A 15,095-nucleotide genomic window follows, 5' to 3' on the forward strand; every position below is an offset into this window, starting at 1 on the left:
GGACCAGTCTAGTAGTTAAAGCGGCCCCGGCACGACTAGGCTGGACGCCCATGAGCGAAAATACCGAGAACACCAATACCCCGAACGTCGAGACCGCCGCCGCGTCCCACCCGGAAAACACCTCCGGCGCGCTCAATGGCAATGACGCGGTCAACCAAGCCGCCGAGCAGTGGAAGGACGCGGCCAGCCACAATATCCCCGCCATTGAGCTTGGCGATGTCCCTGTTCCCGCCGATACCGCCAACCTGCGCCAGGGCCCGTCGCTACACGATGGCCTGCTGGGGCTCCTCCCCCTCGTAGGCGTCTGGCAGGGCGAGGGCCAGGCCCACGACACCGATGGCAGCGAATACACCTTTGGCCAGCAGCTGGTCGTCGCCCACGACGGCGAGAATTACCTGACCTTTAGCTCGCGCACCTGGAAGATCGATACCGAAGGCAAGCCGCAGGGCCCGTCTACCCGCGAGACCGGTTTCTGGCGCATCTCCGCCAAGGATGAAATCGAGGTCACCTACACCTCTTCTACCGGCATCGTGGAAATCTTCTACGGCGAGCCCTTCAACGAGCGCGCTTGGCAGCTCGAATCCGCCTCCACCATGGTCACCGAGACCGGCCCGAAGAACCTGGGCCCCGGCAAGCGCATGTACGGCCTCATGCCCAATAACAACCTGGGCTGGGTAGATGAGCGCATGGTCGATGGCGAAATGCGCCCCTACATGTCCGCCGAGCTCACCCGCATCGCCGGCTAGAGCCGGCTAAGACTGGCTAGGCCCCTAGCGCGGCATCGATAAGCCCCCGGATTTCTTCCTCGTTATCCGGGGCTTTTAACGTTTTCTCATTCAGCTTGGTCACCCGCACCGCCACGCGCACGGAAGAGACCAGCCACACCGAGTCGGACTTTTCTAAGTACTCCACCGTCAGCGGCTTGGCCTTGCAGCGATAGCCGCGGTCCTGGGCGTAATCAAAGAGCGCGGCCTGCGTAGTGCCGGGCAAAATGCCGCGGCCGGCGGCGGTGCGCAGCTTCTTTCCCCGCACCGCCACCACGGTAGAGGTAGCGCCCTCTAAGATTTCGCCGGTATCTGGATCCGTCAGGATGAGATCGTCGTAGCCCTTGTCCTTGGCCATGCGCAGCATCGCCATCGTCGCGGCGTAGTTCAGCGTCTTGGCCGGTAGCTCTTCGGCCACGTGCCACAGGCGCGGGCTCGTCAGGACGGTGACGCCGGTGGTGCGTTGGTGAAGAGGGACATCGCCAAGCGGCTGCACCGTCACCCACGCGGTGGGCACGCCGGTCGAAGCCCGGCCGCGGGTATACGTCCAGGTGCATTTGGCATCGGGATGATCGGCATCGGTACCGCAATAATCCGCGATCGCCAGCCGGGTCGCCTCCTCCCACTTGTGCATCGGCGGTTCCGGCAAATCGAGCGCCCGCGCCGAATCGCGAAAGCGCTGGGCGTGGCGGGCGAGGTTAGCCGCCTTGCCGCCGCGGACCAGAAGCGATTCAAAGATGCCATCGCTGCGGGTCACGGCGGCATCATCAGCATAAACCAGCGGCAGGGAGGGCGAATGCTTGCGCACCGACCCACCAAAGGGTTCCACGACGTAGATGACCGGCTCTTTTCGCGGGGAGGGTTTCATAGACTCGATTATGCCCTACCATCGGTAGATGTGAGTTATTCTTCGCCACTTCTTCAACGCGCCGGTGCCGCCGAGCACCAGGACGCGACTGTACTCGATGCCCAAGGTGTGGCCTGGCACTATGGCAATCCCCTCGGGGAACAGCGTGCGGCCGAGACCGGGACCATCGCCATCGACCGCTCGCAGCGCCGCGTGCTGCGCGTCAGCGGTGCGGATGCGCCGGGTTTTCTTAATAACCTGCTCACGCAGAAGCTTGACGATGCCCCCTCCGGCTTCTCCGCCGGCGCCCTCGACCTAGATATCCAGGGTCACATTTTGCACCACATGGATATCACCCGCGCGGGCGAGGACTTCTACCTCGATCTGCCCGCCGCGCAGTTCGAATCCGCCCAGGACTTTTTGACCAAGATGGTCTTCTGGTCCGAGGTCACGGTCGAGGAAGCCGATATCGCCATCGTGACATTGCTGGGTGAGGCCGATATTCCTACCCCACCCACCGTGGTCTTTTCCCGCGAGGTGCAATGGCCGGGAATCAAGCGCGTTGACTTGGGCTTTCCGCGCGAACAGTTGGTGGAATCCATGGCCGCCCTGGAGGCCGAGGGCGCGCGGCTTGCCGGGCTCATGGCCTTTACCGCCGAGCGCGTGCGCGCCCGCGAGCCGGAGCTTGCCGCCGATTTGGATAAGAAATCCATCCCGCACGAGGTTCCGCAGTGGATTAGCCGCAGCGATGCCGATCCCGCCCACGTGCACCTGAATAAGGGCTGCTACCGCGGCCAGGAAACCGTGGCGCGCGTGGAGAACCTGGGCCGCTCTCCCCGCCTCTTGGTGCTCCTCCACTTGGACGGATCCGCGCCGGAGCGGCCGAATGTGGGCGATGACATTTCATTTAATGGACGTAAGGTAGGTCGCATCGGCACCATCGTGGATGACTGCGATTTCGGCCCCATCGCCTTAGGTCTAGTCAAGCGTTCTGCGCTAGATGCAGGCACATTGGACATCGGCGATACCGCGGCGTCGATCGATCAGTCCTCCATCCCCGAAGATGAGGGACCCAAGGCCGGGCGCGAGGCGGTAAACCGGCTGCGCGGGCGGTAGATTTTCCACTCATCGGGGGGCCGGTGCGGAATTTTTTTCGTCACACGCGCTATTGTGTCTTACAGGAAGATACACAATTGACAAGCCGATGGGGCGCCCAAGAATCCCTGGAGCGCCCTACTAGCCCAAGGGGGTCATGCACATGGGACGCGGACGCGCTAAGGCAAAGCAGACCAAAGTTGCACGCCAGCTCAAGTACAACTCACCCGAGATGGATATCGAGTCCCTTCAGCGGGAACTCGCTGCTCAGCAGGAGGGTGACTCCCACGACTACGAAGAGGATGATCCCTACGCCGAGTATGTCGACGAATGGGATGAGGACAACGACGACGAGCGCTAATCTTCCGCTCGCCGGATAAATCCACAAAAGGCCTTAGGTTATTGACCTAAGGCCTTCCTCTTGTACCTAGAAGTTTGAGTGCTCGCCGTGCATGATAACGCGCGGTTCTTCGCCGTCCGCCTCGCGGACGCTGCCTAGCTCCCACGCGTCGATGTGGCGGGCGGTAAGCATGGCCAAAGCGCGGTCGCGGTCCTCTGGGTTAACCACGGCAATCATGCCCACGCCCATGTTGAAGGTCTTTTCCATCTCCGCCAGTTCGACCTTGCCCATGGAGGAGATGAGCTTGAAGATCTGGCCTGGATTCCACGTGGAGCGGTTAACCTCGGCGCTCAATCCCTCTGGGATAACGCGCTCCAGGTTGCCGGCCAACCCGCCGCCGGTGACGTGACAGAAGGTGGATACGGAGCATTCCTGTGCCAGCGCCAGGCACTCTTTGGCGTAGATGCGGGTGGGTTCCAAAAGCTCCTCGCCTAGCGGGCGGCCGAGCTCTTCCACATAACCATCCAACGGCATACCCGCCTGCTCCAGCAGGACGTGGCGCGCGAGCGAATAGCCATTGGAGTGCAGCCCGGACGAGCCCATGGCGATGAGCACATCGCCCTCACGCACATTGTCTGGGCCCAGCACGCCATCAGCCTCAACCACGCCGACGGCGGTGGCGGAGACATCGTATTCATTCTCCCCCATCATGCCTGGGTGTTCGGCGGTCTCTCCGCCAAGCAGCGCAGCACCTGCCTGCACGCAGCCCTCGGCAATGCCCTTGACTACCTCGGCTACCTTTTCCGGCACGACCTTGCCCACGGCGATGTAATCCTGCAGGAATAGCGGCTCGGCGCCGCAGACGACTAGGTCATCGACGCACATGGCCACCAGATCGATGCCGATAGTGTCGTGCTTATCCATGGCCTGCGCCACGGCGAGCTTTGTGCCCACGCCATCGGAGCCGGCGGCGAGGATGGGTTCCTTGTAGTCGCCCAGTTTGAATAGCCCCGCAAAGCCGCCGAGGCCGCCCATGACCTCTGGGCGGGTGGCGCGCTTGGCGTGTGGGGCAAACAGGCTAACCGCGCGGTCGCCCTCTTCGATATTGACGCCGGCTGCGGCGTAGGTGTTGTCACTCATGTTTTTGAAAGTTCCTTAAGTGTTTTTATTGGGTTCCGAGCAGGGTGCGCACGGCATCGGCATTGGGGTTTCCGGCGGGAAGGCCAAGGGGGTACTCGCCGGAGAAGCAGGCGGTGCACAGCTCGGAGCGAGGCTGCTCGGTGGCGGCGACCATTTCATCGATGGAGACAAAGCCCAAAGAATCAGCGCCGATGGTCTCGCAGATGGTGGAGCAAATCTCGTCCGGATCATCGGACGGGCTGGCGTTGGCAATCAGCTCGCCGGGCGAGGCAAAGTCGATGCCATAAAAGCACGGCCACTTCACCGGCGGGGAGGCGATGCGCACGTGGACCTCGGCGGCGCCGGCCTCGCGCAACATGCGGATGAGCGCGTGCTGGGTATTGCCGCGCACGATGGAATCATCCACCACGACGAGCTTCTTGCCGTCGATGACCTCGCGCAGTGGGTTGAGCTTTAGCCGGATGCCCAGCTGGCGCAGCGTCTGCGTGGGCTGAATAAAAGTGCGGCCCACATACGCGTTTTTCACCAGGCCGTGGGCGAAGGTGAGGCCGGATTCGCGGGCGTAGCCCACCGCGGCCGGGTTGCCGGATTCCGGCACGGGGATGACCAGGTCCGCATCCTCCACCGGGTATTCGCGGGCCAGGCGGCGGCCGATCTCCACGCGGGAGGCGTTGACCGAGCGGCCCTTGATATCGCTATCCGGGCGGGCCAGGTAGACGTATTCGAAAACGCAGCCGCTGCGCTTGGCGGGCGCGAAATTTTCAGAGCGGATGCCGGCCTCATCGATGGCAACGAGCTCGCCCGGCTCGATCTCGCGAATAAATTGCGCGCCGCAGATATCCAGCGCGCAGGTTTCGGAGGCGACGACCCAGCCCTTGGCCAGCCGGCCCAGGACCAGCGGGCGCACGCCCTGCGGGTCGCGCGCGGCGTACATGGTGTGGCCATCGGTAAAGGTCAAGCAGAATGCGCCCTTGACCCGCGGTAGGAGCTCGCGGGCGGAGTCGAAGACGGAGGTGGTCTCATCGACGCCATCGGCAAGCAGCATGGACAAGCACATCGAGTCAGAAACCGACTCCTCGTGCGGCTTAATCAGGCCGCGTTCGACGGCCTCTGCGCGCAGCTCGAGGTAATTGACCAGGTTGCCGTTGTGGCCCAGGGCAATGTCCACGCCCGTAGAGGAGGTGGAAAACATCGGCTGCACATTGGACCATTCCTTGCCGCCGGCCGTGGAATAGCGCGTGTGGCCCACCGCCACGTTGCCAGTCAAGGCAGAAAGGGTCGATTCATCGAAAATATTGGCCACCAGGCCCATGTCTTTGAAGACGACGATGCGGTCATCATCGCCCACCGCAATGCCGGCGGCTTCTTGGCCGCGGTGCTGGAGAGCAAAAAGGCCAAAGTAGGTAAGTTTGGAGACTTCCTCCCCGGGAGCCCAGACGCCAAAGACGCCACACTCTTCGCGGGGTTCCTCCTCGTTATGATCGTCAAGGTCAGTGATACTAGGAGTATGTACTTCTACCACGGCGTTTATATTAGCGCGTTGGGCCGTCGAAAACTAACGGAATGATGGGAAGCCACTGTGCAATCTCCCCTGAACGCGACCCGGAAGCATCGACGCGACCTGTGTTTTTAACCTCGTCCCAGTCCGTGACACCGGTGGCCAAACGCAGCCAGGTCTCCGCATCCATTTCCACCACATTGGGTGGGGTGCCGCGCGTGTGGCGGGGGCCTTCAATGCACTGCACCGCAACAAATGGGGGTACGCGCAGCTCCACCGAGTGCCCCGGCGCGTCGGCCTCGAGGGTGCGGGCGGTGCGACGGACGGCATCGGCAAGCAGGGCCCTGCCTGGCTTTTGTTGCCCGTCCGGGTCCTGAATCCAATCCTTGATGGCGATTATGGCCGCGCGCGTGGCGGCGGGATCTACGGGTTTAGGCATAGCCACAGCATAGCTACTGTTATCTTATTGTTTATGTCACCTACTGACGCTGCTGCGGAAACCCAGAAGTCCCCTACCCTGACGCTGCGCTTTATGGCATCGCCAACCGATGTCACCATGGCCGGCGCCCCCGGCATCAATGGCGGGCGCGTGCTGGAATGGATCGATAAGGCCGCCTACGCCTGCGCCGTGCAGTGGTCCGGGCAGTACTGCGTGACCGCCTATGTGGGCCATATCCACTTCACCCGGCCCATTCCCTCCGGGCACATCGTGGAGGTGCGCTCGCGCATCGCGATGACCGGCCGGTCTTCCATGCACATCATCAACGAGGTGCTGTCTGCCGATCCCCGCGAGGGAATTTTCACCCGCGCCTGCGATTGCCTGGTCATCTTCGTGGCCAAGGATCCCGAAAGCGATAAGACCACCCCGGTTCCCACCTTCGTGCCGGATACCGATGAGCACCTGCGCGTGGCCGAGGCCGCGAAATCCCGCATCGAGCTGCGCAAGGCCATCGAGCTGGAGATGGACAAGCAAACCTACGATGGGCCTTCCGATGCCCCACGGATGGTCAACCGCTTTTTGGCCAAGCCCACCGACGTCAACTGGGGCGGCAAGGTGCACGGCGGCACCGCGATGCAGTGGATCGATGAGGCCGGCACCGCCTGCACCATGGAGTGGTCCGGTGAGCGCACCGTGGCCGTCTATGCCGGCGGTATCCGCTTTTATCGACCCATTTCCATCGGGGATCTCATTGAGGTCGATGCCCGCATGATGCGCACCGACCGCCGCTCGATGCAGATGTCAGTGCACGTGCGCTCCGGCGATCCGCGCGGCGGCCGCGACAATTTAAAGACCGCCATCCACGCCACCGTGGCCTATATTGGCATGGACCGCGATGGGCAGCCGATGACCGCACGCACCTTCACCCCGCAGACCGAGGAAGACATCCGCTTGGCCGAACACGCCAATATCTTGCGCGAACTGCGCGGCGAGTACTCCCCTAAGCCGCTCATTGTGGCACCGCACAGCCAACACGTGGATTAAATTTCCAACAGATTTTCTATTGCGTGGCGCTTATACCCTAGCGTGGTATTAAATAGGTAACAGAAACCACGTTAGAGAAATGAGTTGAAATGTCTAACCCACGCCTGCGCCGCAGGGTGCAGTACTCCGCCACATTAGTTGCCTCCGCGCTGCTGCTGGCCTCCTGCCAGAACCCGGCCAATCAGGAGGATAAAGATGAGGCTTCGGCTACACCGACGACCACCTCTTCTTCTACCTCCGCGGAAAAGACCTCAGAAGCATCTTCCACGGCATCGAGTTCTAGTTCCGCTACCAGCTCCAGTAGCGCCAGCAGCTCCGCCACAAGCTCTTCCACCAAATCAAGCAGCTCCCACGCCAAGCAGCGCTCCGAAATCGAGGGGCATGTGGTGGTGCTTTCTACCGGCGGCACCATCGCCAGCACCCACGATGACAAGGGCGCGGTGGTGCCCACCGTAAAGGGCTCTGACTTGGTGGACCCGCTGTACTCTGAGTTCGACAAAGACAAGTTGGAGCTTGAGGTCAAAGACATTGCCAACCTGGATTCATCTGCGATGACCTTGGCCGATACCGATAAAATCATCACCGCCGTACACGAGCAGCTACAGCGCAATGACGTCGATGGCGTAATCGTCACCCACGGCACCGATTCCATGGAAGAGACCGCCATTGCGCTCGATACTTTCCACGACAGCGATAAGCCTGTCGTACTCACCGGTGCAATGCGCCCGTTCGATGACGATGATCCAGACGGCCCAGAAAACCTCGCTACCGCGGTAGAGACTGTCACCAACCCGGACTATGCCGGCCACGGCGCATTCATCGCCTTTGACGGTAAAGTTATCCCCGCCCGCGGCGCGTTCAAATCTGATACGGAAAAGGCCGATGGCTTTGCTACCAATAGCCAGGAGAAATTCCCAGAACGCCCCGAGCCGCTGAAGTACGCTCCGCTTGGCGATGTCCGCGTGGACATCATCGCCGCCTACCCCGGCGCCCCAGCGGATCTCATTGAACAATCCTTGGCCAAGGGCGCGCAGGCCATCGTCATTGAGGGCATGGGTTCAGGGAATATCGGCCCCGATCTGGCTAATGCCGCCATGGAAGCCGCCAAGTCCGTTCCCGTCGTGCTCACTACCCGCGTGGATCACGGACCCGTCGAGGGTATCTACGGCGGCGCCGGTGGCGGTGCCACGCTTGCCGATGCCGGAGTTATCCCCTCCGGCAACCTCCGTGCACCCCAGGCCCGCATACTGCTCGCAGCCGCGGTTGCCACGGGAACGGATGCACAGAAGCTCTTTTCTCCTGCAGGATAAGGCCGTATACTTTAGCGCGACGCTGAAAGGAGGAGAGCATGGCAGACATTTTCGACGTTGGACAGTACATCACTGAGCGCATTCCCAACGTGGACAAGCTCAAGCTGTACAAGCTGTGCTACTTCTCCCAAGGCTGGCATCTGGCGTGGACGGGTCGCCCATTATTCCAGGCGGAGTTTCAAGCGTGGCGGCACGGCCCTGTTTCCAGCGAGCTGCGCGCTCAAACCTGGCAGGTAGCAGGGACCAAAGAGCCCTGGCCAGTCCCCTATGTTCCCGGTGGTCAGTCCGACAATCTCAGCACATACGAACGCGAAGTCGTAGATAGCATCATCGCATTTTACGGCGGAGTTAAATCAACCAAGCTTTCTGATTTGAGTCATGGCCTTGCCTGGAACGAGGCCCGCCGGGGCATCCCGAAAGACCAGAAGTCTAACGAGAAGCTTCGCACAACGACCATCCTCCAAGAATTTTCCCAAGCGATAAACTCCCACAATCCCACCCCACGACCTCCGCTACAACCAGCAGAAGTTCTTTTGCCTAATGTTGACCTCGACGGAGACGTGGATGAACTCTTAGCCTCGCCGCAGGCCAAGGAAATCGAACAGGACTGGTGGGAGACTTTCCGGATATTGGCGGACCGATAAACAGGCATGCCGTCTGAAAACAATGGAGCAACGGACGAGGAAAAAATCGCATACTTCCTCGTCCGTGCTGCGTGTAGTTTGAATAAGCAATGCAATAATCGAGTAGAGGGCGACAATCACGTTCACGCATACTCGGGCTACGCAGTTGATATGCCATCTCTCGAATCCGCGATTTTTGCACCATTTCAAATCATCATGGGCCAAGCGCGCCGCCCAGGTATATATGACCGAGCAGCCGCGTTACTAGTTCATGTAGCTAAGGCGCATGCTTTTCACGATGGAAATAAACGCACTGCTCTACATTTAGCCATCTTTTATTTAAGGCTGAACGGAATTACCGTTCACCCAACACCTAATGCAGAAGCGGGAGCAGATCTCGTTACTTCTGTTACTAGTTCCGAAGAAGATTTGGATGCCCTCGTGGACTATGTCAGCACCACATTAATAAAGTGGACAACGCTCAATCGGGGCTAGGCTATTTGTTTCTCATTCCCCACGAGAATTCAAATATCCTGTCTGCCTGGCGCTGCACACTCAAAAGTCTAAGGCGCACCGCACGAAAAGCACCGGAAGCGGGTCTAAAAAGATTAGCCATTGGGGCTAATGCAACCCAGTTTTAAAACACGAACTCTACATATCTGGGTGAGTGAATTTTAAGGTGAGCCTGCAGAGAGAAATCGTCCGATTCTTCAGAACATGAACTGCGAGCTAGCCAGCGCCAACGACGACTTGCCACACTGCCACGAGATGCACCACCGCCGCCGCGATGGTCGCGGTGTGGAAGTGCTCGTGATAGCCGTAGTAGCGCGCGTTGCGCCCAGGCCACTTAAATCCATAGACCAGCGCGCCCACGGAGTAGACCACTCCGCCGGCCAGCAATAGCCAGACCACTGCCGCGCCGGCATCGCTCCACAGCGTGGGCAGTAGCGGCAGCACCAACCAGCCCAACGCCAGGTAAACCACAACGTCGAGCCACCGCGGGTGCTCAATCCACACCAGGCTCAATATCACGCCCAAAATCGCACCCGCCCACGCAATGGCCAGCATCCACGCGGCCTGAACTGGGGATAACGCAATCAAACACAGCGGGGTGTACGTGGCGGCAATAAACACCGCAATCGTGGCGTGGTCCGCTCGCCGCCACCACTGCACCGCCCGGGGACTAGCCCACGGATAGCGGTGATACAGCGCCGAGACTCCAAAAAGCCCCACCAGCCCTAATCCATAAACGGTAACGCCCAGGCCCTGCCACCAGTGCAGCGTCATCCACGCATACGTGATGAGCACGGTAGAGGCGATCACCGATAGCAACGCCGCCAGCGCATGACCCCATCCACGGGTCAGCGGCCGCTCGCCACGATCCGCCATCCAATAGGTGCGCTGCACCAAGCCTTCTTTCAAGGGATGCTCCCCCGCCTCTTTTGTTCCTTCAGCATGCATCTGAGCCACAGCGATACTTCTTTCTCCCACCAGAGCTAAGTTACGTTACCGTAAGTGTACTGAGAGGAATAAAGAGCTTCAAGGAAAAGGAGAATCTAATCCTTTTCGCCCGAATCCAGTCCATCTACGATCCGCACGGTTTCCATAGCTACACGCGTGACCTTGCCAATCAAATCGACGATATAGCGCGGGTTGCCTACCTCATCGGCCCAATCATTCGGGTCGTTCACAATTCCGGAAGCCTTGTCCTTCTTTACCTGGTACCGGTCAATCAACCAGGCCACTGCCGAGCGTGAGCCCAGCATGTACTGGTCCGCTTCCGCCGGAATACCTGAAATGGTCACTTGCTTGTTGTAGATCAGCTTCGTCACGTCATTGACGTTCTTGCCTGTTTCCGGATCCTTGCGCTTGGCCCACTTCATCTTGTGCACGCGCCAAGTCTCGCGGTCAGACTCATCACCCTTGACCTGAATATCCAACGGCCACGGTTCTACGGATTCGTAGTCCACGTGCAGTGCCATCAGTTCTTTGCCAGCCGCAGCAAACTTATCGAACTCCGCACGCGAAGATGGCGTTTCGATATGCGGCAACATCTTCTTCAAATCCGCCGCGTACTGAGCACGGTAAGCAGGGTCATGCAGTTTGCCATAGACAAAGTGGAAGATGTCATCACCGGATGCATCACTGCCCAGTGCATCTCGGTAAATCTGCTTAATCTCATCCGTAATGTTGTCTACGCGCACATACCCATCAACATCCTCACCGACCTGACCATAGACACTGGCTTCGCCCTGCTTGACGACGTTCCCTTCACCGAACAGACCACCGTCCTCTGCATCGACTGGGGTCCAGGTGAAGCGGGTAAAGAATTGGCCGCCCGAGCCTGCGCCAGTCACATGTAGATCTGGGAGTAGGGACGTTGCAATTACAGAAAAAGGCACAGCGGAACCATTACCCACTTGATAAAAACCGATATTGGAGTGCTCTGATGTCGGGAACATCGAGGGTAATTGGTACCGAGAGTGATTTAGTAACGCGCCGAAACTTGACTGCTGTTTGCAAAACGGACGATAGAGAGCTAAGCGATAGTCCTTATCCGATCGCCTGATTGAGCGCCCTGCGGCCGCAGCGGTCTCAAGACTCACCGACCACTTTATTTTCACTGGATCGGCAAAATTTATAGCGCTGCTTTTTAAAAACTCGATAAATTCTGCACGCTTCTTCTTGACTGGGTTGAATTTGTGAAACTCGTCTTTAGCGGTGACATATTCTGAAATGATCGAATCAAACCGGTTCGATAGTGTCTCGAACGAAAAATTATAGTTCCATGCATCTCTTCCCGTTGCTAAACCACCAGACCCTATTCCAAAAATCTTTTTGGATCCTGAACCTTTTGCACTAATCTCGGGCCAAGTCTCGAATTCCACGGAGCGTTGATTAAGCCAGTCACCTTCTTTGTTCGGTTCGATGGTCTGCCAGTCAATGGTTTCAATCACGGAAGAATCGACGATCCCAAGCTTTTCTTCAGCGGTGAGATAGTCACCGATGTCTCGGTAGTGCAGCCGAAAGCCAGACTTAGAGGGATCTTTGATGCCGACCGCGATGGCTACAGTATTGCGGGACCCCGAACCGAAGACTTTTCCGCCTTCCTTTCGTGACTGTTCACCAGCAGTGCGCTGGTTGCCGCGCAAGTTAAAAATATAAAGGTCGGTGAAATCCTCGGCCATCGACAAGCGCACGCCGTCGCCTGAATTGCTATCTATCCAGCCGCCGTTGGAAACAAAGGCAACTATTCCTTTTGGGCCGATGCGGTCTGTTGCCCAACGAAATGCTCTCAAATAGGAGTCGTAAACCATGTGACTTACTCGAGCGTTACTCTTTGCCACATAGGTCTCCGCAATGCGCTTGTCTAGGCCGGGGTACTTCTGGTTGGCGTTGAGGTCGTTCGCAGACTTTTGTCCCGCAGAGTATGGCGGGTTGCCAATGACCACGTTGATGGGCGCATTCTTCTGCCGCTCGATGGTGGCGTTGTTTTCGCGGAAGATGTTGAGGTCTGGGATATCGCCATCTTCGTGGACTTGGAAGGTATCCGCTAAAGCGATGTTGGTGAAGGGTACATAGTCCGGAATTGGCTCACCGTTGCGTTGCGCGGCTTCCTCACGCAGGGCGTTGTAGGTAGTTTCGATATTGACGGCGGAGACGTAGTACGCCAGCAGCATGATCTCAGTGGCAAAAAGCTCGTTGGCATATTTGCGTGCCATATCTTCTGGTTTGATGAGCCCAGACTGCAATAAGCGCACCATAAACGTCGAGGTCCCGGCGAAGGGGTCGAGGATGCTCACGCCTTCATCGCTAAGCCCCTTGCCAAAGTGTTTTTGGGAGACCTCATCGGCAGCGCGCAGGATGAAGTCCACGATTTCCACCGGAGTGTAGACAATGCCGAGGGCTTCCGCTTGCTTCTTGAAAGCCTTGCGGAAGAAGCGCTCATACAGTTCCTTAATCACCTGCTGCTTACCGGAAGCAGAGGTTACCTCGGAAGCGCGCACGCGCACAGACTCGTAGAACTTTTCCAGCGATTCGGTCTCCGTATCCAAGTTCGCCTTCGATAAAGCTGCAACCATTTTCTCCATGACCTGCGCCACGGGGTTATGCGTAATGAAGTCATGGTTTTCAAATAGTGCGTTGAACACCGGTGCAGTAATCAGGTGTTGCGAGAGCATAGAGATGGCATCATCAGCCGAAATACCATCGTTCAAGTTATTGCGCAGGCCCTCAACAAACTCATCAAATTCTTGGCGCAGGTCCTCATCGGCGTTTTCTACCAGCGCGGTAATGCGGGTGATTTGGTTTTCTGCAATAGTGGCAACGTCATCGGCCCAGTCCTCCCAGTAGGTGCGGGTGCCGACCTTATCCACCAGCTTGGTATAGATGGCCTCTTGCCATTGTTCCAAAGAGAACAAGGCAATCTGCTGGGTCATCGCGGAAGAATCTTCAAAAGCCTCAGTGGACTTGGTACGTTCCGCATCCTCCAGCTTTTCTTTATCGCTTTTCTCCTTGTCACCAGGGACATGGTTGACATCAATGGGCAGTTCTTCTTGTGCGTTGGCTCCATTGAGCGCGATGGAATTAATCTTGGCGTTAAAGCGATCATCGTGTGCGCGCAACGCGTTAAGGATCTGCCAGACCACCTTGAAGCGCTGGTTATCATTGAGCGCCTCCGAGGGCGAGACATCTTGCGCGACGGCGACCGGCAAGATGATGTAGCCGTAGTCCTTGCCCGCAGATTTACGCATCACACGGCCCACGGATTGGACCACATCCACCATGGAATTGCGCGGGTTGAAAAAGATCACCGAGTCCAGCGCCGGTACATCCACGCCTTCCGAAAGGCACCGCGCGTTAGTCAGTATCCGGGCTTCGTTTTCTGCCGCAGGTGATTCGATCCATGACAACTTGGTGCCTCGCTCCATGGCGTTCATGCCGCCATCGACGTGCTGGGCAGCAACTTGGAGATCAACGTTGGTCAAGGAGACATCATTAAGCACCGCCTTATCCTTCAGCAGCTCCTGGTGAGTCCTAATCAGGGAAGGAAAGCTCTCCGCAATCTGGGTAGAGGTCTTAATGTCCTTGGCAAAGGCCACCGCGCGCTGCATGGGGTTGGCGTTTTCATCGAATCCACCCTTCTTTCCTTGCAGCTCACCAGAGCGCTTGGCCAAGCCATTCCACGCACCGATCATGGCGGAGGCAAGCGAGAGGTTGATCTGATTGTCTTCGCTATGGGCCATAGCGTTGGCAGCCACGGATTCATCAACGGTCATGACCAAGACTTTGTAATCCGTCAGCAGGCCCTTGTCCACGGCCTCGCCAAAGCCCAGCCGGTAGAACTCGGGACCGTAAATGCCCTCATCGTCCATGGAAGTGAGCTCGGCAGAGTGCTCGGCAGCCTTGCCTTTTACGGCGTCATCGAAAAGCCGCGGCGTTGCAGTCATGTACAAACGCTTAGAGGCCTTGATGTAGTCCGCGTCGTGCACGCGCACGAAGTTACTGGAATCCTCGCCGGCCAGGGTGATGCCGGTGGTGCGGTGGGCCTCATCACAAATGACCAGGTCAAAGTCATCTAGGCCATGCTGCTGTGCCTCGTGCACTGCTGGCAAGGATTGATAGGTGGAAAAGACGATATTGAGCCCCTTGGCGCGCTTTCCAGACGCAAAACGCCGCGCAATATCCGCGCCCTCAGTAGAGACGGGGACTTCCAAGTCATAGACCGCAATGTCTTCGGCCTTTTTAGATACCTTCGAGTCCGAGCACACCGCGAAGGCGCGCATATCAAGGTGCCCCTGCGCCGTCCATTCCTTCAGCGTCTGCGAAAGCAGCGAGATAGAAGGGACTAGGAACAGGATGCGAGCCTTGCCCATTACGTTGTTAGCAGTTCCACCTCAGGGCGCCGAAGATTCATAGCCTGTCCACCCGATTGGGCGGGTTATGTTTATTTCCGTTCCCTCCGTCTGAAAGGACAGTGGAACTAGTCGCTGGC

13 protein-coding genes are annotated in these 15,095 nt (G+C 58.4%); 7 read left to right on the forward strand and 6 right to left on the reverse strand.

Annotated features, from left to right (window positions below):
* Positions 1–50: 50 nt before the first annotated feature.
* Positions 51–746, forward strand: coding sequence for an FABP family protein (locus EL217_RS09370; protein WP_023017914.1), 696 nt, complete (start codon positions 51–53; stop codon positions 744–746).
* A gap of 16 nt (positions 747–762) precedes the next feature.
* Here the strand turns inward: EL217_RS09370 and EL217_RS09375 are convergent, their stop codons facing one another.
* Positions 763–1,632: an aminodeoxychorismate lyase gene (locus tag EL217_RS09375; RefSeq protein ID WP_023029520.1), complete on the reverse strand. Its 870-nt coding sequence runs from the start codon at positions 1,630–1,632 to the stop codon at positions 763–765.
* Positions 1,633–1,662: 30 nt separating this feature from the next.
* Here EL217_RS09375 and EL217_RS09380 point away from each other — a divergent pair, with 30 nt between their 5' ends.
* Together EL217_RS09380 and EL217_RS09385 are read left to right on the forward strand one after the other, a co-directional pair.
* On the forward strand, positions 1,663–2,727 hold the full coding sequence (locus EL217_RS09380; RefSeq protein ID WP_126319740.1) for a YgfZ/GcvT domain-containing protein: 1,065 nt from the start codon (positions 1,663–1,665) through the stop codon (positions 2,725–2,727).
* Positions 2,728–2,869: 142 nt separating this feature from the next.
* Positions 2,870–3,067, forward strand: a complete 198-nt coding sequence (locus EL217_RS09385) for a DUF3073 domain-containing protein (RefSeq protein WP_023023830.1) — start codon at positions 2,870–2,872, stop codon at positions 3,065–3,067.
* Positions 3,068–3,133: 66 nt separating this feature from the next.
* Here EL217_RS09385 and purM read toward each other — a convergent pair whose 3' ends face one another.
* From purM to EL217_RS09400, 3 genes are read right to left on the reverse strand one after another with little or no spacing between them, the layout of a single operon-like run.
* Positions 3,134–4,186 carry a phosphoribosylformylglycinamidine cyclo-ligase gene (purM, locus tag EL217_RS09390; protein WP_005284632.1) on the reverse strand — a complete coding sequence of 351 codons (1,053 nt, stop codon included), beginning with the start codon at positions 4,184–4,186 and terminating at the stop codon, positions 3,134–3,136.
* Positions 4,187–4,211: 25 nt separating this feature from the next.
* Positions 4,212–5,708, reverse strand: a complete 1,497-nt coding sequence (gene purF, locus EL217_RS09395) for an amidophosphoribosyltransferase (protein WP_005284635.1) — start codon at positions 5,706–5,708, stop codon at positions 4,212–4,214.
* Positions 5,709–5,718: 10 nt separating this feature from the next.
* On the reverse strand, positions 5,719–6,123 hold the full coding sequence (locus EL217_RS09400) for a sterol carrier family protein (protein WP_023029522.1): 405 nt from the start codon (positions 6,121–6,123) through the stop codon (positions 5,719–5,721).
* Positions 6,124–6,156: 33 nt separating this feature from the next.
* Here EL217_RS09400 and EL217_RS09405 point away from each other — a divergent pair, with 33 nt between their 5' ends.
* The 4 genes from EL217_RS09405 to EL217_RS09420 all read left to right on the forward strand — a co-directional run bounded on the left by EL217_RS09405 (position 6,157) and on the right by EL217_RS09420 (position 9,595).
* Entirely contained in the window at positions 6,157–7,167 is a 1,011-nt protein-coding gene (locus EL217_RS09405; protein WP_023029523.1) for an acyl-CoA thioesterase, read from the forward strand.
* 89 nt (positions 7,168–7,256) lie between these two features.
* Positions 7,257–8,477, forward strand: a complete 1,221-nt coding sequence (locus tag EL217_RS09410) for an asparaginase (RefSeq protein WP_126319742.1) — start codon at positions 7,257–7,259, stop codon at positions 8,475–8,477.
* A 38-nt stretch (positions 8,478–8,515) separates the two neighbouring features.
* Entirely contained in the window at positions 8,516–9,121 is a 606-nt protein-coding gene (locus tag EL217_RS09415) for a Panacea domain-containing protein (RefSeq protein WP_126319744.1), read from the forward strand.
* Positions 9,122–9,127: 6 nt separating this feature from the next.
* Entirely contained in the window at positions 9,128–9,595 is a 468-nt protein-coding gene (locus EL217_RS09420) for a type II toxin-antitoxin system death-on-curing family toxin (RefSeq protein WP_126319746.1), read from the forward strand.
* Positions 9,596–9,829: 234 nt separating this feature from the next.
* Here the strand turns inward: EL217_RS09420 and trhA are convergent, their stop codons facing one another.
* Positions 9,830–10,561, reverse strand: coding sequence for a PAQR family membrane homeostasis protein TrhA (gene trhA / locus EL217_RS09425; RefSeq protein ID WP_034657776.1), 732 nt, complete (start codon positions 10,559–10,561; stop codon positions 9,830–9,832).
* A gap of 95 nt (positions 10,562–10,656) precedes the next feature.
* The gene (locus EL217_RS09430; RefSeq protein WP_126319748.1) at positions 10,657–14,976 is read right to left on the reverse strand and encodes a type ISP restriction/modification enzyme; all 4,320 of its coding nucleotides are present in this window, start codon (positions 14,974–14,976) and stop codon (positions 10,657–10,659) included.
* Between the last annotated feature and the right edge of the window lie 119 nt (positions 14,977–15,095).

Origin of the sequence: Corynebacterium segmentosum (assembly GCF_900637825.1) — a bacterium.
Lineage (GTDB): Bacteria > Actinomycetota > Actinomycetes > Mycobacteriales > Mycobacteriaceae > Corynebacterium > Corynebacterium accolens.

Excerpts from the sequence above, each read along its gene's own strand:
- EL217_RS09415 (WP_126319744.1), top strand. The coding sequence starts at position 8,516 with ATGGCAGACATTTTCGACGTTGGACAGTACATCACTGAGCGCATTCCC.
- EL217_RS09370 (WP_023017914.1), top strand. The coding sequence starts at position 51 with ATGAGCGAAAATACCGAGAACACCAATACCCCGAACGTCGAGACCGCC.
- trhA (WP_034657776.1), bottom strand. The coding sequence starts at position 10,561 with ATGCATGCTGAAGGAACAAAAGAGGCGGGGGAGCATCCCTTGAAAGAA.
- EL217_RS09375 (WP_023029520.1), bottom strand. The coding sequence starts at position 1,632 with ATGAAACCCTCCCCGCGAAAAGAGCCGGTCATCTACGTCGTGGAACCC.
- EL217_RS09405 (WP_023029523.1), top strand. The coding sequence starts at position 6,157 with ATGTCACCTACTGACGCTGCTGCGGAAACCCAGAAGTCCCCTACCCTG.
- EL217_RS09410 (WP_126319742.1), top strand. The coding sequence starts at position 7,257 with ATGTCTAACCCACGCCTGCGCCGCAGGGTGCAGTACTCCGCCACATTA.
- EL217_RS09385 (WP_023023830.1), top strand. The coding sequence starts at position 2,870 with ATGGGACGCGGACGCGCTAAGGCAAAGCAGACCAAAGTTGCACGCCAG.
- EL217_RS09420 (WP_126319746.1), top strand. The coding sequence starts at position 9,128 with ATGCCGTCTGAAAACAATGGAGCAACGGACGAGGAAAAAATCGCATAC.
- EL217_RS09430 (WP_126319748.1), bottom strand. The coding sequence starts at position 14,976 with ATGGGCAAGGCTCGCATCCTGTTCCTAGTCCCTTCTATCTCGCTGCTT.
- purM (WP_005284632.1), bottom strand. The coding sequence starts at position 4,186 with ATGAGTGACAACACCTACGCCGCAGCCGGCGTCAATATCGAAGAGGGC.
- EL217_RS09400 (WP_023029522.1), bottom strand. The coding sequence starts at position 6,123 with ATGCCTAAACCCGTAGATCCCGCCGCCACGCGCGCGGCCATAATCGCC.